A 17,364-nucleotide genomic window follows, 5' to 3' on the forward strand; every position below is an offset into this window, starting at 1 on the left:
CAGCTGCGCCAGTTCCAGCAGCCCGTGCGGGACGGTCGCGGCCTCGAGGGTGGCGGCCGCGACGTCGGTGCAGCGGTAGCGGGTGCGGCGGAAGCCCGGGGCGCGCATCAGCGCTCGGCCCCCGCTTGCCGCGGTCACGTCTCGCGGAAATGGGCGCGCAGGCGCTCGTGGCGGAACTCAGCCGCGGTGCCCGCCATGCGAAGCAGCCCGACCTCATGCGCCCAGTCCAGGAATCGCGCCGCGCGCAGCGGGAGCCGGTTCCCCCAGCGGCCGACCGCGACCACGGCGCGGTAGCGGGCGATCGGCGAGCGGATGAGGGCGAGGGCGAACCCGATCGGCAGCCCTAAGTCCGCCGCAAGGAATATGACACCGAAGATCTCGCCCACCAGGTTGCTGGGGTTTTCAGATGTGTACGAGGCGGCCACGGAACCTATCGCGACGACCGAGGCCATTATCTGCGCCGCCGCGCGGGCCTTGGCCCAGCGCAGCGGATCGCTCGGCCGGATGCAGACCTCGCGGCTCGACGAGCTCACCGCCACCATCGCGCTCAGGGCTAGCGCGGGCAGCGCGGACAACAAGGCGGTCTCCTGCAAGAGGATGACGATCGTGGCGACCATGGCGCCGATCGTCGCGCCGACCGCGAGCGGGCCCCGGCGCAGCAAGTACCGCAGGGACCACAATCCCGGGGCAGCGGGCGGTACGATCCGGGTGACCGCGGCGACGACCACGAATGCCCCGGCGCCGATGACCGCAAATGTCACTCCCCTGCTTTCGCCCAGTTTGTCGCCCTGTTGCAGCCCCGCCTCGGCGAGCCAGATGAATGGCGTCGCGGCCAGCAGACCCAAGGCGCAGCCGACGCCCCAGCCGATCGCGCTCCTACGCAGGCCCAGCACGGACCACAACGCGGTCACGTCGATGACGTCGACCGCCGCCACCGTGCGAAGCCACCTCGTGACCGCGGCCTCGTCCCCCCTCACGCCCCGGGGAAGCGGCGTGTGCGCCAGCATGGCTGCGACGAGGCCCGCCATGAGGTGGTGCTCCAGTTGGTCGGGCTTGAGGCCGATCAGCTCGCGCGGCGCGGAGGCCGCGTCGGCGTAGACCGTCACCGCGAGGTAGAGCCGCAGGGGCGAGGCGAGCGCCTTGGCCAACCGCCCGCCGGGGTGCTTGCGCATCGTCGCGATCACCGGCGTCCACCTGGGTTCCACCGTTCCCGGGAACCGGTGGGCCAGCCACGCGGCGATCTGGTCCACGGTCAACGGTTCCAGTTCGATGACGGTCGCGTCCTGCAGCGCCGTCGAGTAGTCAGCGGTGCGGCAGGTCAGCACTACTGGGTCGCCCGTCGGGCCCATCGGCTCGTTGAGCACCCGTACGACCTGTTTCGCGCGTCGGGCCGGCATCTCGTCGAGCCCGTCGAGCACGGGGAGGATCCAGCCGTTCGCCACCAGCCGGGCCGCTGCTTCAGCCTTGACGCTGTAGGTGCGCGTTAGCCACGTCGCGATCCAGGCGTCGAGCGTGGCCCGGGTGATCTGCTCCGCGTCGTAGGTGACGAGCGTCAGCCGGACCGGCACTCGGAAGCGTCCCGGCGCCTCGGCCGCCAGGTCGAGCAGCAGCCGCAGGGCGGCCACGGTTTTGCCTGACCCCGGCTCCCCGATGGCCACCAGCCTGCCGCGGTTGAGCGAGCGGTAGTAGGCGGCAATGGCGGCCAACGAGCCCGACTCAGCGCCGCCGTCCCCGCGCCACGGGCGGAACCGGGGCTGGAGAAAGGCCAGGTCGGCGGGGCGAGGGTCGCCGTCGTCGCCGAGGAGCCTGGCCAGGGTGCGGGCCTCGGCGTTGGTGACCGCGTCGAGCAGCCGGGTCGCGGCGGCGTGCAGGAACGCTGGGTCGTCGTAGCGCGGCCGCGGCCGTAGCGCCCACACGGACACGCCCAGTCCGAGCATCCCCACCGGCAGGGCGAGGACGTTGGCCACGTCCGGGCCGTCAGCGAGGTTGGTACGGGTCAACAACCACAGCGTCACCCCGGTCGCGAGGGTGCTCAGCCCGGCGGCGGCCCATAGCGTTCGGCGCATCCGCGCAATCTTGCCGCACGACATGGCTCACAGGGACGGTTTGCCAAGCGGAACATGTGTGCCGTACCGAGCGCGCAGCACCCCAGTTGCGTGATCCCGAGCGCGGCAATCCATGTGGTGGAGCGCGCTGCGAGCGGGTAGGCCGTAGTGGCGGCGTGTCGCCCGGTCCGGTGGACTCGTACGGCCGAACGAGCGAACAGTGCGTCAAAAGACGCTGAACACGTCCGCACCGGTCGGTAGAACGGTAGTTCATCGGCGCACCACGCGGTTCTGCCCTCGGGGGGTTTGCATGGCGGGTACGGATCGGCACGCGGTTCACCGGACGATCGTTGTGGTCGACGTGGAGGGCTACAGCGCTCCGACCCGGACGCTGCCCCACCAGCTCAGCACCCGGACCGGGATGTACGCGGTGGTCACCGAGGCACTGGCGGCAGCCGGGGTACCGATGCAGGCGTGCTGGCACGGAGACGCCGGGGACGGCGTGGTGGTACTGGTCCCGCCGGACTACCCGAAGGCGCCGTTGCTGGAGGTGCTACCCGAGGCGCTGGTGCGGGCAATACGTGGTCACAACAGCACGAGCCCCGCCGCCGCGCGCGCCCGGCTGCGGCTGGCGGTGCACGCCGGGGAGGTCGCCTTCGACGACTATGGCGCGACCTCGCCCTCGATGGTTGCGGCGTTCCGGCTGCTGGACGCAGCCCCGGTCCGCGAGGCACTGACCGGTTCACCGGGCGTGCTGGCCATGATCGTGTCCGGGCTGGTCTTCGACGAGGTCGTACGCAACTCCACCACCCTGGACCCGGCCACGTTCCGGCCCGTCGAGGTGACGGTGAAGTCCTTCCACGACCGCGCCTGGATCGCCCTGCCCGACCACCCCTACCCGGCCGACCCCACCCCACGCCCGCCGGACACCCCGGCACCGGAGAACGCGTCGGCCGGCCATGCGGCGACCGGCCCTGCCACCGGCCCCGGAACACACGCTCGGTACGACGGTCCCGGACCGCGCGGCGTGCACATCGCCGGCGACGTGCACGGCTCCGGACCCGGCATCACCATCGGCGCTGCCACCGGCGACCACCTCACCATCGGCACACCACCACCTCCTGCGCAGCAACCGCACAACCCCCGCTAGCCGACGCGGACCACGGGCACACCCAGCCGCGCCGGCTCGCCGCGCGCACGGTCGCCGACCGGACCGCGGAACTGGCCCGCCTGGACCGCGCCCTGACCCACGCCGCCGCACCGCAGGGACCAAGCACCGACACGCAGGAACCGGCCACCGCAGCCCCCACCACCGGTCCGGCACATGCGGGGACGACGGTGCTGGTCTCGGCGATCGGCGGCGCCGGGGGCATCGGCAAGACCTGGCTCGCCCTGGCCTGGGCATACCGGCACTTGGAGTGGTTTCCCGACGGGCAGCTGTTCGTCGACCTGCACGGCTTCAGCCCCTCCGACGAACCCGTGCAGCCGGCGGCGGCGGTGCGCGGGTTCCTCGACACCCTGGGCGTCGAGGCAAACCGCATCCCCACCGACCTCGACGCCCAGGCCAACCTCTACCGCAGCCTGGTCGCCGGACGGCGGATGCTCATCGTGCTCGACAACGCCGCCACCGCCGACCAGGTCGCACCCCTGCTTCCCGGCTCGCCGTCCTGCACCGTGCTTATCACCGGCCGCCACCGCCTGGACTCGCTGATCGATCGATACGGCGCCCGCCACCTGCCCCTGGACGTCCTGTCCCCCGAGGAGGCCCGCGGCCTGCTGGCCGCCCGCCTGGGCGCCGATCGCGTCGCCGCCGAACCCGAGGCAGTGGACGACCTGATCGGGCTGTGCGGAGGCCACCCTCTGGCGCTGACGATCATCGTGCGCACCGCCGGTTCCCGCCCCGGCGCCGCGCTGGCGGAGGCCGCCGCCGAACTGCGTGATCTCGGGCTGGAGGCGCTTGACCACGACACCGACCCGGCCGCCAGCCTGCCCACCGTGCTGTCCTGGTCCCTGCGCTACCTCACTGACACCCAGCGCACCGTGTTCGCGCTGCTGGGCATCGCCCCCGGTCCCGACACCACCCCACCCGCCACCGCCGCCCTCACCGGCCTGCCCGCCGACCTCGCCCGCAGGACGCTGAACGGGCTGGAAAACGCTTCCCTGCTGGAACGACGGCCCGGTAGCCGGTACGCCATGCACGACCTGATCCGCGCCTACGCCACAGACACCGCCCACTCCACCCTGCCCGAGCAGGTGCGGGAAGCGGCCTTGGTGCGGGCGGGGGACTTCCACCTGCACACCGCCCACGCCGCCGACCGCCTGCTGAACCCCCAACGACCGCTCGTCCTCCCCGCCCCTCTCGCGTCCGGCGTCCATCCGCTCCCGCTGCCCGACGCCGCGGCTGCGATGGCGTGGCTGGAGGCCGAGCACGCAACTCTCTTGGACACGCAGCGAATTGCGGCCGCCGTCGGCCGACATCAACTCGTCTGGCACCTCGCCTGGACACTGCACACCTTCCACCTCCGGCGCGGGCACCTGCGCGACGCACTCGCCTCGTGGCGGGCGGCGTTGATCGCCGCCGCCTACCTGCCCGACCCGATCACCCGCGTCCGCACCTACCGGATCCTGGGCCGCGCCTGCTCCCGGCTGGGCCAGCACGAAGAGGCCATCGGACACCTGAACCGGGCCTTCGACCTGGCCGTGCGCCACCACGACACCGCCGAACAAGCACACACCTGCGAGGCGCTCGCGCTCGCCTGGGGACGGCGTGGGGATGACCGTCGGGCGCTGGACCACTCCCTGCGAGCCCTCGATCTCTACCGTGCCGTTGACCAGCCGGCGCGAGAAGCGATTGTGCTTAACGAAGTGGGCTGGCTAGCTGCGCGTCTGGGCGACTTCGATACTGCCCGCGACCACTGCCTCGCTGCCCTAGCCTTGAACCGACACCATTGCAACCCCGGTGGCGAGGCGGGCACCCTGGACAGCCTCGGGTTCATCGCCTACCGCACCGGCGACCACCGGCAGGCCATTGACCACTACCACCAGGCTGTCGCGTTGTTCCGAACTCTTGGCGATGCCTACGAGGTCGCGGACACTCTCGATCGCGTTGGGCGCCCCCTCGTCGCCCTTGGACAACACAGCCAGGCCCGCCGAGTGTGGCGAGAGGCGCTGGAGCTGTACCGGGACCAAGGCCGCGACGCCGACGCCGAGCGCGTCCAACACCAACTCGACAACCTCGACCACACCTGAACCGCGACGCTGCCTACCAGGCAGCTACCGCTGTCACGGCCGAGGCGAGGCCCCAGCATGGCGAGCGGGTCGCGCCAGGGGCTCGGTTGCCCCAGCGCGCCCACCAGCAGATGCGCCTGCTGGCCCACGCCCCAGGACGCGGGCCGGTCGAGCAGTACTAGCCAGTCGACCTGGGATTCCTCACACGGCGGCTGCTCGATGATCGAGGCGGCGCGGCCGCGGACGACCTGACATGGCTCGCAGAGCGGGCGCAGCTCATAACCGCGCAGCGCGCGGGTGAAGGTCGAGTAGCCGCTGGTAGACCAGGTCGGTGACCTCGTGGTGACCTCGTCCAGCAGATGCGGGTCGTCGGCGAGCCTGGCGCGGCAGTAGGCGGCGAACCGCTCCAACGGGTCCGGCCCTGCCGGGCCCGGCGATCGCTCACCGGTCAGGTAGCTGCGGATCGTCTTGCGATCACGTCCGAGATGACGGGCTATCGTCGAGATCGACCAGCCGTGATCGCGCAGCGCCTGCGCCTCCACGTCTTCCTCCAGCGGGAGAATCCAGCCTCCAGCGACGAACCCGAGGCGGGTTCCGACGGCGGGACGGTCGTCTTCGAGAGCACGCCCTCGGCGCTGGTGGCGGACTCGGCGTCGCTGATCGGCCGCCGCATAGCGGCGGGGCCGGCCGGGTCACGCCCTGTGCCGCGTGGCGGGGAACTCCCAGTGGTAGCCGACGATGCCTTGCAGGTTGTCGACGTGGCGGTGCACCGACCCGTCCGCACTCAGCGCGATGGGTTCCTCGTACACCGGCCGACGGCTGCGGAGGGAGTCCCATTCGGCCCACCAGATCTTCGCAGGCAGCAGCGCAGGGTCGAAGTGGACGTCGAGGGTGACGTTGGCGATGGGGTTGACGGCCGCGCGCCGGAACTCCGGTGGAGGCCGGTGGCGGTAAGCCAGCACGGTGCGGTATTCGAAGGAAGCGGTCTTGCCGGGCGGCAGCGGCTCGTGAAACGTGATGTCGACGGCGTAGATGCCGTCATCCCCGGTGCGGTAGAGCGGCCCGGCCGTGCCGCCGCGGACGACCTCGACGGACGCGGCATCCGTATCGAACCGGTAGCAGTAGCAGCGCAGCTCGTCGATGGCCCGGACGACGTGCAGCGTGCGGTGGTGGACGGGGAGCCCGTCGGCGCCGACGACGTGGTGCTCGTACAACGAGATCGTCCGATAGCGCTGCCGGGGCACGGGGTGTTCGGTGGTGATGTCCGCTGGCCGGATGACCGACAGGCGGCCGGGGTCGCCGCCCGACCGCAGGGCGAGCAGCTCGGCGGCGTGCACGTCGTCCATGTCGAACGCGCCGATGAACCATTGCAGCGTGCGCGCGGACAGCAGCTTGCCGGTGAGCGCGCGGCTCACCGTGTCCTTCAGCCCCCGCGACGATGTCTCCTTCAGGCCGGCGCGCCAGAGGTGGTCGCTGATCACGTGGCAGACCGCCCTCTGGTGGACGCCGGAACCGCGGTGCTGAACGGTCTCGGCGTGCCGCTCCCAGCGCTTGCGGTACGGCGGGTACGAAATCAGCAGCTCGCTGAGATAGCGGGCGGCGGCGCGGACGTGCCGGGTCTCGGCCCCGCTATCGTCCGACCCACTCGGTGTCGTCATCCACCGCCACACCTCCGCCCGGTTCCGGCCTCGGTACCCAGCGTGACACGGCCGAGGCTGCCGGTGGTGCGACAAAACTGCGACACCGCGTCGGTATCACGGTTCCTGTGCACCGTGATACATCACCGCCGGATGGGTCGAGGGCCGATTCCATGTCTCACGTCAGGTACCAGCGACTGGTGGTCAGAGCTGGGCTGGTGGTCGTGCTCGGCGCCGCCGCGAGCACGTTCTGGCTGCTCTTCAGCACGCACGACCGGGGACTCACCAGTGCGGTGATCCAGGCGGTCTCGGCCGTGCTGGTGCCGGCGGCAGGCGTAGGAACCTGGCTGCTCCGCAGGCGCTCGGACGCTCCGGCGGTGGATCTCGATGCGGCTGCCGAGACCGTGGCAGCTGCCGCGCGACTGCGCTGGGAGCGCGGCGCAGCCGAACGCCGGTTGTTGCACCCGAGCCGGATCCCGGTTCGCTGGTCGTGGTCGGAGAAGGGCGTCGGCGGTCTGCTGACGGACGCCGTGAGGTCGCCCGCGTCGAGGCTGGTTTCGGTGCCCGGCCTGGCTCCGGTAGGCCCCTGGCAGCTCGACGACGGCGGTCTGCCGGATCTGCTGGGTGTCTTCGGAGGGATCGGCTCCGGCCGGCTCATCCTGCTCGGTGCGGCCGGGGCGGGCAAGTCCAGCGCAGCGATCATGCTGGCGCTCGATGTGCTCGGGCACCGGGCGGATCTCGCCGACCCGGCCCAGCGGCGGAGCGTGCCCGTCCCCGTCCTGCTCACCCTCGCCGGCTGGGATCCGTCCCGTCAGCGGCTGAACGCGTGGGCGGCAAGGCGGCTGGAACTGGAGTACCCGTTCCTGGCGGCCACCGAGTACGGCCGGGGAACCGCGCGGCAACTCGTCGAAACGGGCCGGCTCGCCCTTCTGCTGGACGGGCTGGACGACCTGCCGGAACGGCTGCGGCCGGTGGCGCTGCGCGCATTGGACGAGCAGGCCGATGCCCGGCTGGTCTTGCTCTGCCGCAGTCGGGAACTGGCCGATGCCGTCGCCGTGGGCGGTCACCTCGCCGGAGCGGCCACGCTCGAGCTGCGGCCGGTCACCCCCGGCCAGGCCGCCGCGTACCTCGAGCGCTGCCGCGTCGATCCGCCCCCTCCCGGGTGGCGGCGGCTGGTGGATCACCTGCGCCGGCACCCCGATGACCCGGTCACGCAGGCGCTCGACACCCCGTTGATGCTCAGCCTGGTCCGGGACACCTTCCCGCCGGGCGATGACATTTCCCGTCTTCTGCCCGACGGCGGGTTCCCGAGCCGCGAGGCCGTCGAAGACTATTTGCTGCAACGGGTTCTCACCACGGCATACGCGCACCGACCTGGCCAGGCCGCGCCGCCGTACACCGCTGCCCAGGCGCGCCACTGGCTCGGCCACATCGCCGCGCGGATGGGCGAGCAGCACACCCGGGATCTCGCGTGGTGGCTGATCCGGCGGTGGCAACCGGCCTGGTTCCGGGTGGCCGCCACCGCCCTCACCGTGTTCCTCACCCTCGGCGTCGGGCTCAGCTTCCTCGTCTCGGGCGCCCTCAACGCCAAAGTCGTGTTTTACGCGGCGGTCTCGGCGGTCTTCCTCGGGCTGGTGTACGGCCCCGGCGGCGGCCTGCCCCGCCAGTGGGCGACATTCCGCTGGCCGGAGGTCGTCGCCCCCGCCACGCTCAGGAAGACGATGCTTTTCTTCGCGGCGGTCGGGATGATCTTCGGGCTGATGTTGTCCCTGGTGTTCGGGTACGTCTACGGACTGGTCTCCGGCCTGCTCTCAGGCGCGGGCGCCGGCTTGGTGAGCTGGTTCTTCCACGCCCTCGCCCGTCCGTCGGTCGACCTGCGCAGCCCGCTGCCTCCCCCGGCCTGCTGGCAGCGTGAACGCCGATACCGGATGGTCTTCGGGCTCACGCTCGGGCTCGCCTTCGGCCTGGCGATCGGATTGGCTAACATCCTGGCCTCCCCCGATCACGGGACGCCGGTCGAGGCCATCACCGCGGCCATGGAGGGCGGAATCCCCTACGGGCTGGTGTTCGGGGTCGTCTCCTCCAAGACCTGGGCCGCGGGACTCACCTTTTGCCAGTTGCGCCTCGCGGGCGTGGGACCGTTGCGGATGATGAGCTTCCTCGACGACGCCTGCGACCGGGACGTGCTCCGCGTCGCCGGGCCCAGTTACCAGTTCAGGCACGCGCGCCTCCAAGACTGCCTGGCCGCGTCCTGGTCCCCCGAGTGACGCGAGCCCGCCGCAGGACCGGTCGACCGCCGCCAGCTGCCCGCCCTGGTCGGCGCCGGTGAACGCCGCCGTCCGGGCCGAACTGCACCGGGTGATTCCCGCCAGGGGTGTTAACCGACGAGTCGGTGGCTGTTTTTGAGCCATCCGATCGCGGCGAGATCTTGGGCCAGCCATCTATAAGCCAGGCTGGTTGCCGGAGAGTTGACGTGCAGTGGCAGCTGGATGTCTTGAAGGGGATTCTGGCCGAAAGTGGTCCGAGGAGAGCGCCGGTAGTTTTGGCCGAAATCCCAGAAGGTTCGGTCATGATCGTCGGTGACGATACGCAAGTCGACGGCCGGAGCGTCGCGGTCATGTTGCTTCGGGTCGGGATGGAGCTTGAGAAGCATCTCGACGCAGCTGACGCTGTCGTCGGCGAACCTGCCGACGAGTCCTTCGACGCGCAGGGGCAGCATGCTGTACAGGCCCATCGCATGGCCGAAGGCGGGAAAGTTGAGCTCAACGAGCTGGCGGTAACCGACCAGGGCTTCGCGCACAATGGCCGTAGCCAGGGTTAGCGTCAGCTCGGGCGAGTACGCCTGCCATGCCCACCTGCCAGTGCGGGGTTGATCACCGGTGGGCCAGGGCGGCTGAAGGGTGTCGCCGTCTTCCAGGGTGAGTTGGGCGGATAGCCAGCGGATGTCGTCGGAGTCGACGGGGCCACCGGGTCCCTGCCATGTCGCCCGCACGGATGTGTTCACTGTTTCCATCCGGTCGGCGACAGTGTCGCGGAGCTCGGCGAGGCGGATGGGGCGACGCCGCGAGGAGGCTGAGTCCTGAACAAAGGACGCCAGAAAGTAGGTGCGCTCACGCGCCAGCCATGACGTGCGCGGTACCGGCAGGGTCCGTCGCCGGATCGCGGACTGCAGCTGTTCTTGCAGCTCGTCTTGAGCAAGGAGCCAGCGCCCGAAGTCTTTGGTGGGAAACGGAAACTGTTTCCAGCGGTGCCAATGCGCGAGGCTCGGGTGGATCTCGGTCAGCTTGACGACGGCCGGCGGCGGGGCGGTGTCTCGTGCGCGGGCGAGCGTGAGGTAGCCGTCCTGCAGCCAGACGCCCCATTGGACCAGATTCCCATCGCGGTGACGAACCAACGACTCGGCGAGCGGTCCGAGCCCGGTCAGCAGCGCCTGTTCTGCCTCCCGGAGCCACAGACCGGCGCGGACGGTCAGGTCGGGACTGGTCGTGGCGCCGCTGGCGTCGCGGCGCTGGATCAACTCTGCGATCACTTCATCGGAGGGACCATCCAGTGTGTCGTGTGCTTCGGTCTCGGCGATCTCGTCGAGGACCCAGAACGCCGCAGCTGGGTTGATCCGCGCCAGTTCGATCAGCAACGCTTCTTGCTTCGGGGCGGCGGAGCTCGATAGGGCAAAGGCGAGCGCATACCGCCAACGTGGGAAGGATCCGGCTGCAGCTACGGCCTCGAGACTCACCCGTTTCGACCTGATCGCCTCGGCTCCGAAGTACTGCTCGAGGACGGGAAGCGCAAAGACCAACGTGCCGTCGTCCAGGACGACAAGATCGGTAGCGACGAGGCGACGCAGGCGCGGCAGCGGCTGGAACAAGTCAGCGGTCGCCGTCAGCGGCTGCTCAAGGAGCGCGACGGCGAGCCGCGCCAGGTCTTGCCAGGTTTCGTCGGACACGTCAATGTGATGCGACTTGATCACCGTGGGGGCGAGGTCAGACAGCAGTTGGACCCGTGACACCTTCGTGTCGCGACCAGTGTCAACGCGAGCTGCGAGGGCCAGTGCGGTGAGCGGACTCGTCAGAAGGTCTGCGGTCTCGGTGGTCCACAGATGCGGGGGAATGTGATCGCCGATCGCCACTTCCGCGAGATCCGCTCCACGCCCGACCGGCCAGGGGGCGACGTCGATCTTCTCCTCCGCCGGTACGACGATCCCCGGGCGGGCCGTTGCCAGCACGCTGACGTTGGGCCACACCTGGACGAGCTCACGCGCCTCGACCAGAAGCCGACCCGCTTCCTGAGCTGGCAGGCTGTCGAGGTCGTCGAGAACCACCCGGCACTTGGCCGGCTCTCCCCCGAGTTCGGCGACGACCGCCTGTTCCAGGCTTGTCGCGATGTGGCGAGGGGTGAAGAACAACGGGATGTCAGTGTCAGGGTCGTCGGCGGCGGCCTGCAGACCTTGCTCCCACCACCGAGCGGCCAGTTCGGACTTTCCGGCGCCGAGGCGCGCGACCAGAACCCGAACCGTGCCGGCCGGGACATCGACGACCGGATCGTCCAGCGCAGCCATCCAGGCCAGCACCGCGTCCCGGCGCGCTGGGTCCACGAGCGGTGTCAGGCGAGCCACCCGCCGACCGTGGCCCTTGCGCGCGGCGTGGCGCCACGCCTCCACGGCACGACTCTTGCCAGCACTCGCCGATACGCCAAGTGCAGCCGCAAGTGCTTGCCGCTGCCGCCACGAACGCTCCCGAGCGACCTCGAGGCCGATCCCGACCAAGTCCGAGAACGACTTTGCGGCCCGGGTGCGCTCGAGCAGGCTCACACCGCGCACACGGTGCACGCCCGCGTCCGCGTCGAAGTCGAGGCGCTGGACCTCCAGGACCCGAAGAAGCTGCCGAAGTTCGTCCTCCGTCGGCGCGGACCCCGTCGCCGCCGCCCAGGCTGACTCGATCACACAGCGGAAGGTCGCGAATGCCTGGCGCTCCTCGACAGTCTTCGCAGCGTCATCCAGCGGCAACGACTGTGGATGATCTCGAAGCCGCGCGCACACCGTCCCGAGCGCGCCGAACGCTGCGCTGCCGCGCTGGTTGGTTGCGATCACCAGACGGTCGCGCGAAGGGTCGACAGGCCGGACACCATCAGCTGTGTGCAGTCCGGACGTCATCGCTTTGATCAGCTGGTCAACGGCCTTGCGAAGGTCCTCGGCCCGGGAGTCGAGCCGGCGTAAGCCGCCCTTCGCCTGCACCAGGATGAATCCGCCACCGGATACGGCAATCCCGACATCATCGACCGGGAAACCTGTCTCACAGCCAACGGCTTCGACCCGTGCCGACGGATCCAACCCCAACCCAGGCTCGATCTCCGCCACCGCGCGGGCTGCCCACAAGGCGAACACCTCCGCCTGGAACGCCAACCCGCTAGCCGCACGGGCACCTCCAGCCGACGCAATCGCTCCGCGAGGGTCAACGCCGCCCATCGACTGATCGAGCTCCTTCCTACCCCGCTCCTCAACAGCCGTTGAGGAGCGCCCCGCACACTTGAAACACTACGACAAGCGGAGGCGCGACCTGCTCAACCCAGCCAGCAGGTCCGTTCACCGGCCGCGACAGGCCGCCCTCATTGACCGACAAGGTGGTTCAGCGCGGCTTGCTGCTGACGGGCGGATCCCCTTCCTCGTAGTCGTCCCATCGTCGTCGCTTCGTCCCTCGCCCTGCTGACGACACGCGCCCCCAAACGGTCGACGGGTAGCGGCCTGACGGCACTCGCGCCGGCGCTGGCCACGAATCCCGGGGCGGAGTCAACGAGCAGGGTGTCCGCCGGCGGCCTCTCCCCCAACCAGCACGATCCGACCTACGGCAGCGAGTTCGGGGAACCGGCCGCGGGCGCTCCGAACCATCTCGGCGAGGGCTTCATGGTCCCTCGCGCACTGCGCGAGGGACCTCGCCTCTGTCGCAAAAATGGGTCGCGCCTGCGATTCGGGTCGTTCCGGGGTCAGGCATCGAAGTCAGCTCGTTCCTGGGCGCAGCTGCGCGCGAATTCGACGTCGCGGAGGAACGCTTCGTGATCTTGACCGGCGTACTGGCCGGTCAAGGCGTGCGCGTCCAGGAGGTCCTGGGCTTCGCGCTCGGTCATCCGATCCGCGGTGTCGCGGCGCCCTGGTGCTTGCACAGCGGCGTCCGCAGGCCGGTCGGCGGGGTCGGTGTAGTACATCCCCGTCTCGTGGCCGCGGAGGTATCCGCCGTCCGCGTCGTAGTAACGGGTGATGGCGTGGACGTTTTTGTTGACGTCGCGGCAGATTCGGCGTGCCGCGGCGCTGATCGGACTGTTGACGGTGTCGGTGTGCATCCAGTTCCTCCGTGGGCGAGCTGGGGTACCGGAGCGTCGTGCGTCCGGTCCTCAGCCCCGCGGCCGCGGGGATCGCTAGCTTTTCAAGTCTACCGGGCCGGTCCCCGCAGGCCCGGCGTGCAGCGCCCTTGCGCGCGAGCGTGCGCCGCTGGCCCGGCCGCCGCCGCGTCGGCGGACCTGCCCTGGTCGAGTTCCACGGCGTGCTGCGCGGCGAGGATGCGCCGTGCGCGCCAGCACTACGGCCGAACTTGGAATCCGACGGGCCCTTACATGTCGCGTGACAGTTCGAGTGCGCGGTGGATTGCGGGCTGATCAGGCGGAGGGTCCGGCCATCAGCCGTGTGACCGCCGCGGTCTCGCATGCGTGCCGGCCGAGGTCGACCAGACAAGGACGACGTCGGGCATCGAGTGCCCATCTGAGCCCGACTGGAGTTGGCTGCCGGGCTCATGGACCGCTTGCAGCAGCCGAGCCAACATCACCCTCTACGTCGCCGGTTGAAAGGTTTCCTCCTGGACCTGCATGAAGCCGTAGCTGTGGGCCATCTCCACCAACACCGAGCGGATCAGGTGACGCCGTGCGTCCGGGTGCAGCCCCGGCGCCGAGGGGACCGAGACGAACAGCTCGGTCAGCTGGTCACGGCGATCACTGTGCCCCAAAGGATCCAGGTTGAGGACGTCGGATAGCAGCGGCTGTCGACCAGGCTCGTGGTGGTGCGGCGACTCAGCGGTGATCGACAGCTCCATCCGCGGGACCTCCGCCCAGAAGCTTCGCGGCATCAGACCGTGCCCACCGGCGTCGACCAGGTGTGGCAGCAACTCGGCCGCGGTGACCCAGGCCGCCCCGAAGAACTTCACCAGCTCGTCCACCGACCAACGCAGATCAGTCACCGGATCCTTCAGCGCCCTTGCCCAGGCGTCGAAGTTCTCGACGCGGACCTCGGCGCAGGTGATGACCGCAGAACTGTGCAACGCGGGTGACACCGTCATCATCACCTCGGCTGACAACGCGGGCTCCCCGTCCGGGGCGGTGATCGAGCTGACCTGGTTGAGCCGGTCGCTGGCGTTGCCGTGGGTGCCCGGGACCCACTCGCTCACGGACAGTTGCCTGCCGCGGCGAGCCGACAGCATCGTGGTGAACGTCCCCATCGCACCAGACGGCATCAGCGGAAGCGTCGTGTCCAGCGCGCCCGGAGAGAGCTTCGCCTGGTCGGCGTCAGCGAAGGGCAGGATCCCCAGCACACGCGCCCGCAGCTGCGGCGGTTTCAGCGAGCCCGTCCAGGAACGCGTCGCTGCCGACGTCATCGTGCTGGGCGCCGGCTGAGGTTCCCACCGCCAATCGCGGCCAGCCGGGTCAGGCCACCGCAGTAGCCGGCCGCGGCCCCAGCGACCGCCGGAGAGTTGCACCGTCTTGGCGTCTTGATCCACGACGCGCACGATTGTCGGATTTCCTGGCGGGAACCCGAGCGCACCGAGTGCGTCGCCGTCCGGAGCGCCGCTTCCGTGCTCACGCAGCGCCTGCCAGATCTCCTCCGCCACCGCGACGGGCCGGTACCGGCTCTGGGCGCACAGCACCCAGCCGGCCTGCTGCCCCGGCTCACGGAAGTGCTGCGCCACGCCGGGGCCGATCGGGTCGGCATCGGAGACGGGATCGCCCAGCGTCATACCCTGTTCGGCGAGGTCCCTGACGGCCTGCCGGAGCATGCCGCTCCAGCGGGGGTCGGTGCCGCCGACCGTGTACTTCGGCTGCTCGGCGTGCGGGGCCTGGATGGCCGCGAGTACGGCGGCCAGCTTGTCCTCCCCGTCGCCGGAGTTGGCGTAACCGAGGCCGATGAGGTGCCGGATTTCGTGCGGCCGCAGCCAACGGGTGCCGTCGCCATCTCGGACCGGGACAGCGACGGCGATCTTGCTCACCTCGGCGGTGTCCGTCGGAGCCGGAATCGCGAACAGCTGGCTTGAGCGCGGCTGGGCCGGAATGTCGATCACAAGGACGCCGGTGTCGTTACCGCGGTCGATCCACTCGACTGTGACCTCGCGCAGGGCGGGCAGCACACGGGCGGCGATGACCTGGCGATGCTGATCGAGGTTGACCAGCTTGCGGGGAACCGGCTTCAGAGCCTCGACGATCTCTTCGCCGTGTTCCTTTCGGGCGGCGAATCCGACCACCAGCAGGCCGCCGTGCGGGGTATTTGCGAACGCCGCGACGTCCTTGGCCAGCTCGTCGGCCCCCTTGGGCTGGTCCAGGCGGTAGATGCCCTCCTTCACGTCGAGCCAGGCGCATTCCCGCTCCCCGAGCAGGGCCTCGGGGGCGCCCCCACGCAAAGCCTGCCGTGCGCGTTCCAGACCGGAAGCCGTCATGCCCTCATCTTCCCGTGCGGCGGCGGATGCCCAGGTCGCCGGGTACCTACTGCCACATCGGACGCGGGCGAACATCGGCAATGCCGGGCAGCCGGCAGCCGCAGACCGGGCCGGTCGCGCCTTCGGTCGCTCATGCCTTCGGCGCTACGCGCCCGGCGCGTCGACGGCTCAATGCCTCCGACAATGAAGGGACGTCACTTCGCCGCGGGGGGTACTGGCCATCGGTCAGCGGCTTCTCACGAAGCGCGTCCGGCTTGTGCCGGCTTGGCGGCGCTGTTCGGCGGCCGCCGCGCACCCTGCGCTGCGGCCGCTCAGCTTCGACATGACGGCTGCCAGCTCAGGCGAGTGCAGGGTCCGAAGCTAGCTGGTCGTCGCCGAGTCGATGACGGCGGCGCAGCTGTCATGACGATCGCTGACCGCCGCGGCCGAGCGAATCAGGGTTCCTTCTTCTCGGCGGTACACCCGGCGCGGGCCGCCGTGGTGGGACAGCCAGTCGAAGTTGGTGCTGATCCAGGTGTCGTCGAAGATGAGATCGTGCGGAAGGGCTTCGTCAACGCGCGCCAGTGTGAAGTTGTCGTGGGCGTCGGCCAGCTGCTGGAGGCGGCGCAGCGCTTCGGGGTCGTGGTCGCCGTCGGGGTGGCCGAGTCCGTAGGCGATCCGGGCGATCAGGTCACGGCGGCGAAGCATGACTTCCAGCTGGGCGATCAGGCCGTCGGTGACGACCGCGGCACGCAGGAGCGACGTCACCAACAGGAAACGTCGGCGCGCACCGGTCAGGGCTGCGGTGAGCAGTTCAGGGTGCTCGAACGGAGGTACGCAGCGCACGGTAAGCGCGGCCAGTTCGGCGCGGGCCCTGGCGCTGTCGTCGTCGGACACCACGGTGCCGGGCTCGAGCGCCGGCGGCGTATCGGCACGTCGCTGAAGGGCGCGCACCGTGTCGTGGGGAGCGCGCTCCGCCAGCAGGTGCGGCGGAAGCGGCGGGTCGCCCAGCGACGGCTCGACGCTGATCTTCAAGCTGCTCGCGCCACCGGCTTCGGCCAGAGCCTGGTCGTGGGGGCCGCTGACCATGTCGTCGATCACGACCGTGAGCCGAACGTCGTCGAAACCGACTGCGGCGAACACCAAGACCACGACGGGCAGGTAGTGCAGGTACTGGCGGGTCACCGCGTCGACGGCCAGCACTTCGACCAGCTCGCTGCTACCCGGCTTACCGGAAGCCCCGCGAACGGGTCCTTGATCGGCGGGAACGAGGAGGCGGTTGATTGCGCGTGGGCTGACCTCGTCGGTGGTCACATCACGTGTTCGAGCGGCAGGAAGCAGCAGGAGCTCGCGGGCGCGGGCCTCGGCCCGGGTGAGAAGTTCCGACTTCTTGCGGGATGCCGGCTCCCAGAGCAGCCGGTCGAACGCTTGGAGGTGATCGATCCGCTGCGGCGAGGTGGTCTGCAGGTCCGTGACGGCCACGGTACCGGCACGGGTCAGGCTGATGCGGCGTCCGCCGCGGTGCTCAAGACGCAGATCGGGCCGGTAGTCCAGGTGCTCGTCGGAGAGTCGGCGAGCGACGGCGGACCGCACGGCCTCGTCGTCGATGCCCAGTGCGCCGGCGACCCCGCCGATCGTGTCCACGCCCTGCTGGCACAACCGCAACACGAACTCGTCGACCACGGGCAGCGGTTTGCGTCGCTGGGCCAGCACCTCGAGGGTGAGCCAGGAGAACGGGACCACGGCGTCCAGCGCGGTGACCAGCTGGTAGCCCGGATGCAGCTCGCTGTG

At 70.2% G+C, this 17,364-nt stretch carries 9 protein-coding genes; 3 read left to right on the forward strand and 6 right to left on the reverse strand.

Translation table 11 applies throughout. The annotated features are described in order from the left end of the window. Nucleotides 1-134 precede the first annotated feature (134 nt). On the reverse strand, nucleotides 135-2,066 hold the full coding sequence (locus ACIA5G_RS39335; protein ID WP_395932797.1) for an NACHT domain-containing protein: 1,932 nt from the start codon (nucleotides 2,064-2,066) through the stop codon (nucleotides 135-137). 289 nt (nucleotides 2,067-2,355) lie between these two features. On the opposite strand from ACIA5G_RS39335, the gene ACIA5G_RS39340 reads away from it, so the two are divergent. Continuing rightward, nucleotides 2,356-3,195, forward strand: a complete 840-nt coding sequence (locus ACIA5G_RS39340; protein ID WP_395932799.1) for a hypothetical protein — start codon at nucleotides 2,356-2,358, stop codon at nucleotides 3,193-3,195. 188 nt (nucleotides 3,196-3,383) lie between these two features. Then, nucleotides 3,384-5,294, forward strand: coding sequence for an ATP-binding protein (locus tag ACIA5G_RS39345; RefSeq protein WP_395932801.1), 1,911 nt, complete (start codon nucleotides 3,384-3,386; stop codon nucleotides 5,292-5,294). Between the two features lie 671 nt (nucleotides 5,295-5,965). Here the strand turns inward: ACIA5G_RS39345 and ACIA5G_RS39350 are convergent. Further along, nucleotides 5,966-6,931, reverse strand: coding sequence for a hypothetical protein (locus ACIA5G_RS39350; RefSeq protein ID WP_395932803.1), 966 nt, complete (start codon nucleotides 6,929-6,931; stop codon nucleotides 5,966-5,968). A gap of 179 nt (nucleotides 6,932-7,110) precedes the next feature. On the opposite strand from ACIA5G_RS39350, the gene ACIA5G_RS39355 reads away from it, so the two are divergent. After that, nucleotides 7,111-9,177 carry a hypothetical protein gene (locus ACIA5G_RS39355; RefSeq protein ID WP_395932805.1) on the forward strand — a complete coding sequence of 689 codons (2,067 nt, stop codon included), beginning with the start codon at nucleotides 7,111-7,113 and terminating at the stop codon, nucleotides 9,175-9,177. Nucleotides 9,178-9,287: 110 nt separating this feature from the next. Here ACIA5G_RS39355 and ACIA5G_RS39360 read toward each other — a convergent pair whose 3' ends face one another. The 4 genes from ACIA5G_RS39360 to ACIA5G_RS39375 form a co-directional block, all read right to left on the reverse strand. Beyond that, on the reverse strand, nucleotides 9,288-12,263 hold the full coding sequence (locus tag ACIA5G_RS39360) for a hypothetical protein (protein WP_395932807.1): 2,976 nt from the start codon (nucleotides 12,261-12,263) through the stop codon (nucleotides 9,288-9,290). A gap of 623 nt (nucleotides 12,264-12,886) precedes the next feature. Beyond that, on the reverse strand, nucleotides 12,887-13,240 hold the full coding sequence (locus ACIA5G_RS39365; protein ID WP_395932809.1) for a hypothetical protein: 354 nt from the start codon (nucleotides 13,238-13,240) through the stop codon (nucleotides 12,887-12,889). Between the two features lie 482 nt (nucleotides 13,241-13,722). After that, the gene (locus tag ACIA5G_RS39370) at nucleotides 13,723-15,594 is read right to left on the reverse strand and encodes an RNA-binding domain-containing protein (RefSeq protein ID WP_395932811.1); all 1,872 of its coding nucleotides are present in this window, start codon (nucleotides 15,592-15,594) and stop codon (nucleotides 13,723-13,725) included. A 360-nt stretch (nucleotides 15,595-15,954) separates the two neighbouring features. Continuing rightward, nucleotides 15,955-17,256, reverse strand: a complete 1,302-nt coding sequence (locus tag ACIA5G_RS39375; protein WP_395932813.1) for a hypothetical protein — start codon at nucleotides 17,254-17,256, stop codon at nucleotides 15,955-15,957. Nucleotides 17,257-17,364 lie beyond the last annotated feature (108 nt).

It is taken from the genome of Amycolatopsis sp. NPDC051758 (assembly GCF_044453095.1).
Lineage (GTDB): Bacteria > Actinomycetota > Actinomycetes > Mycobacteriales > Pseudonocardiaceae > Amycolatopsis.

Bases quoted from the DNA above. Each gene is read 5' to 3' on its own strand.
- ACIA5G_RS39335 (WP_395932797.1), bottom strand. From the start codon at position 2,066: ATGCGCCGAACGCTATGGGCCGCCGCCGGGCTGAGCACCCTCGCGACC.
- ACIA5G_RS39365 (WP_395932809.1), bottom strand. From the start codon at position 13,240: ATGCACACCGACACCGTCAACAGTCCGATCAGCGCCGCGGCACGCCGA.
- ACIA5G_RS39370 (WP_395932811.1), bottom strand. From the start codon at position 15,594: ATGACGGCTTCCGGTCTGGAACGCGCACGGCAGGCTTTGCGTGGGGGC.
- ACIA5G_RS39340 (WP_395932799.1), top strand. From the start codon at position 2,356: ATGGCGGGTACGGATCGGCACGCGGTTCACCGGACGATCGTTGTGGTC.
- ACIA5G_RS39350 (WP_395932803.1), bottom strand. From the start codon at position 6,931: ATGACGACACCGAGTGGGTCGGACGATAGCGGGGCCGAGACCCGGCAC.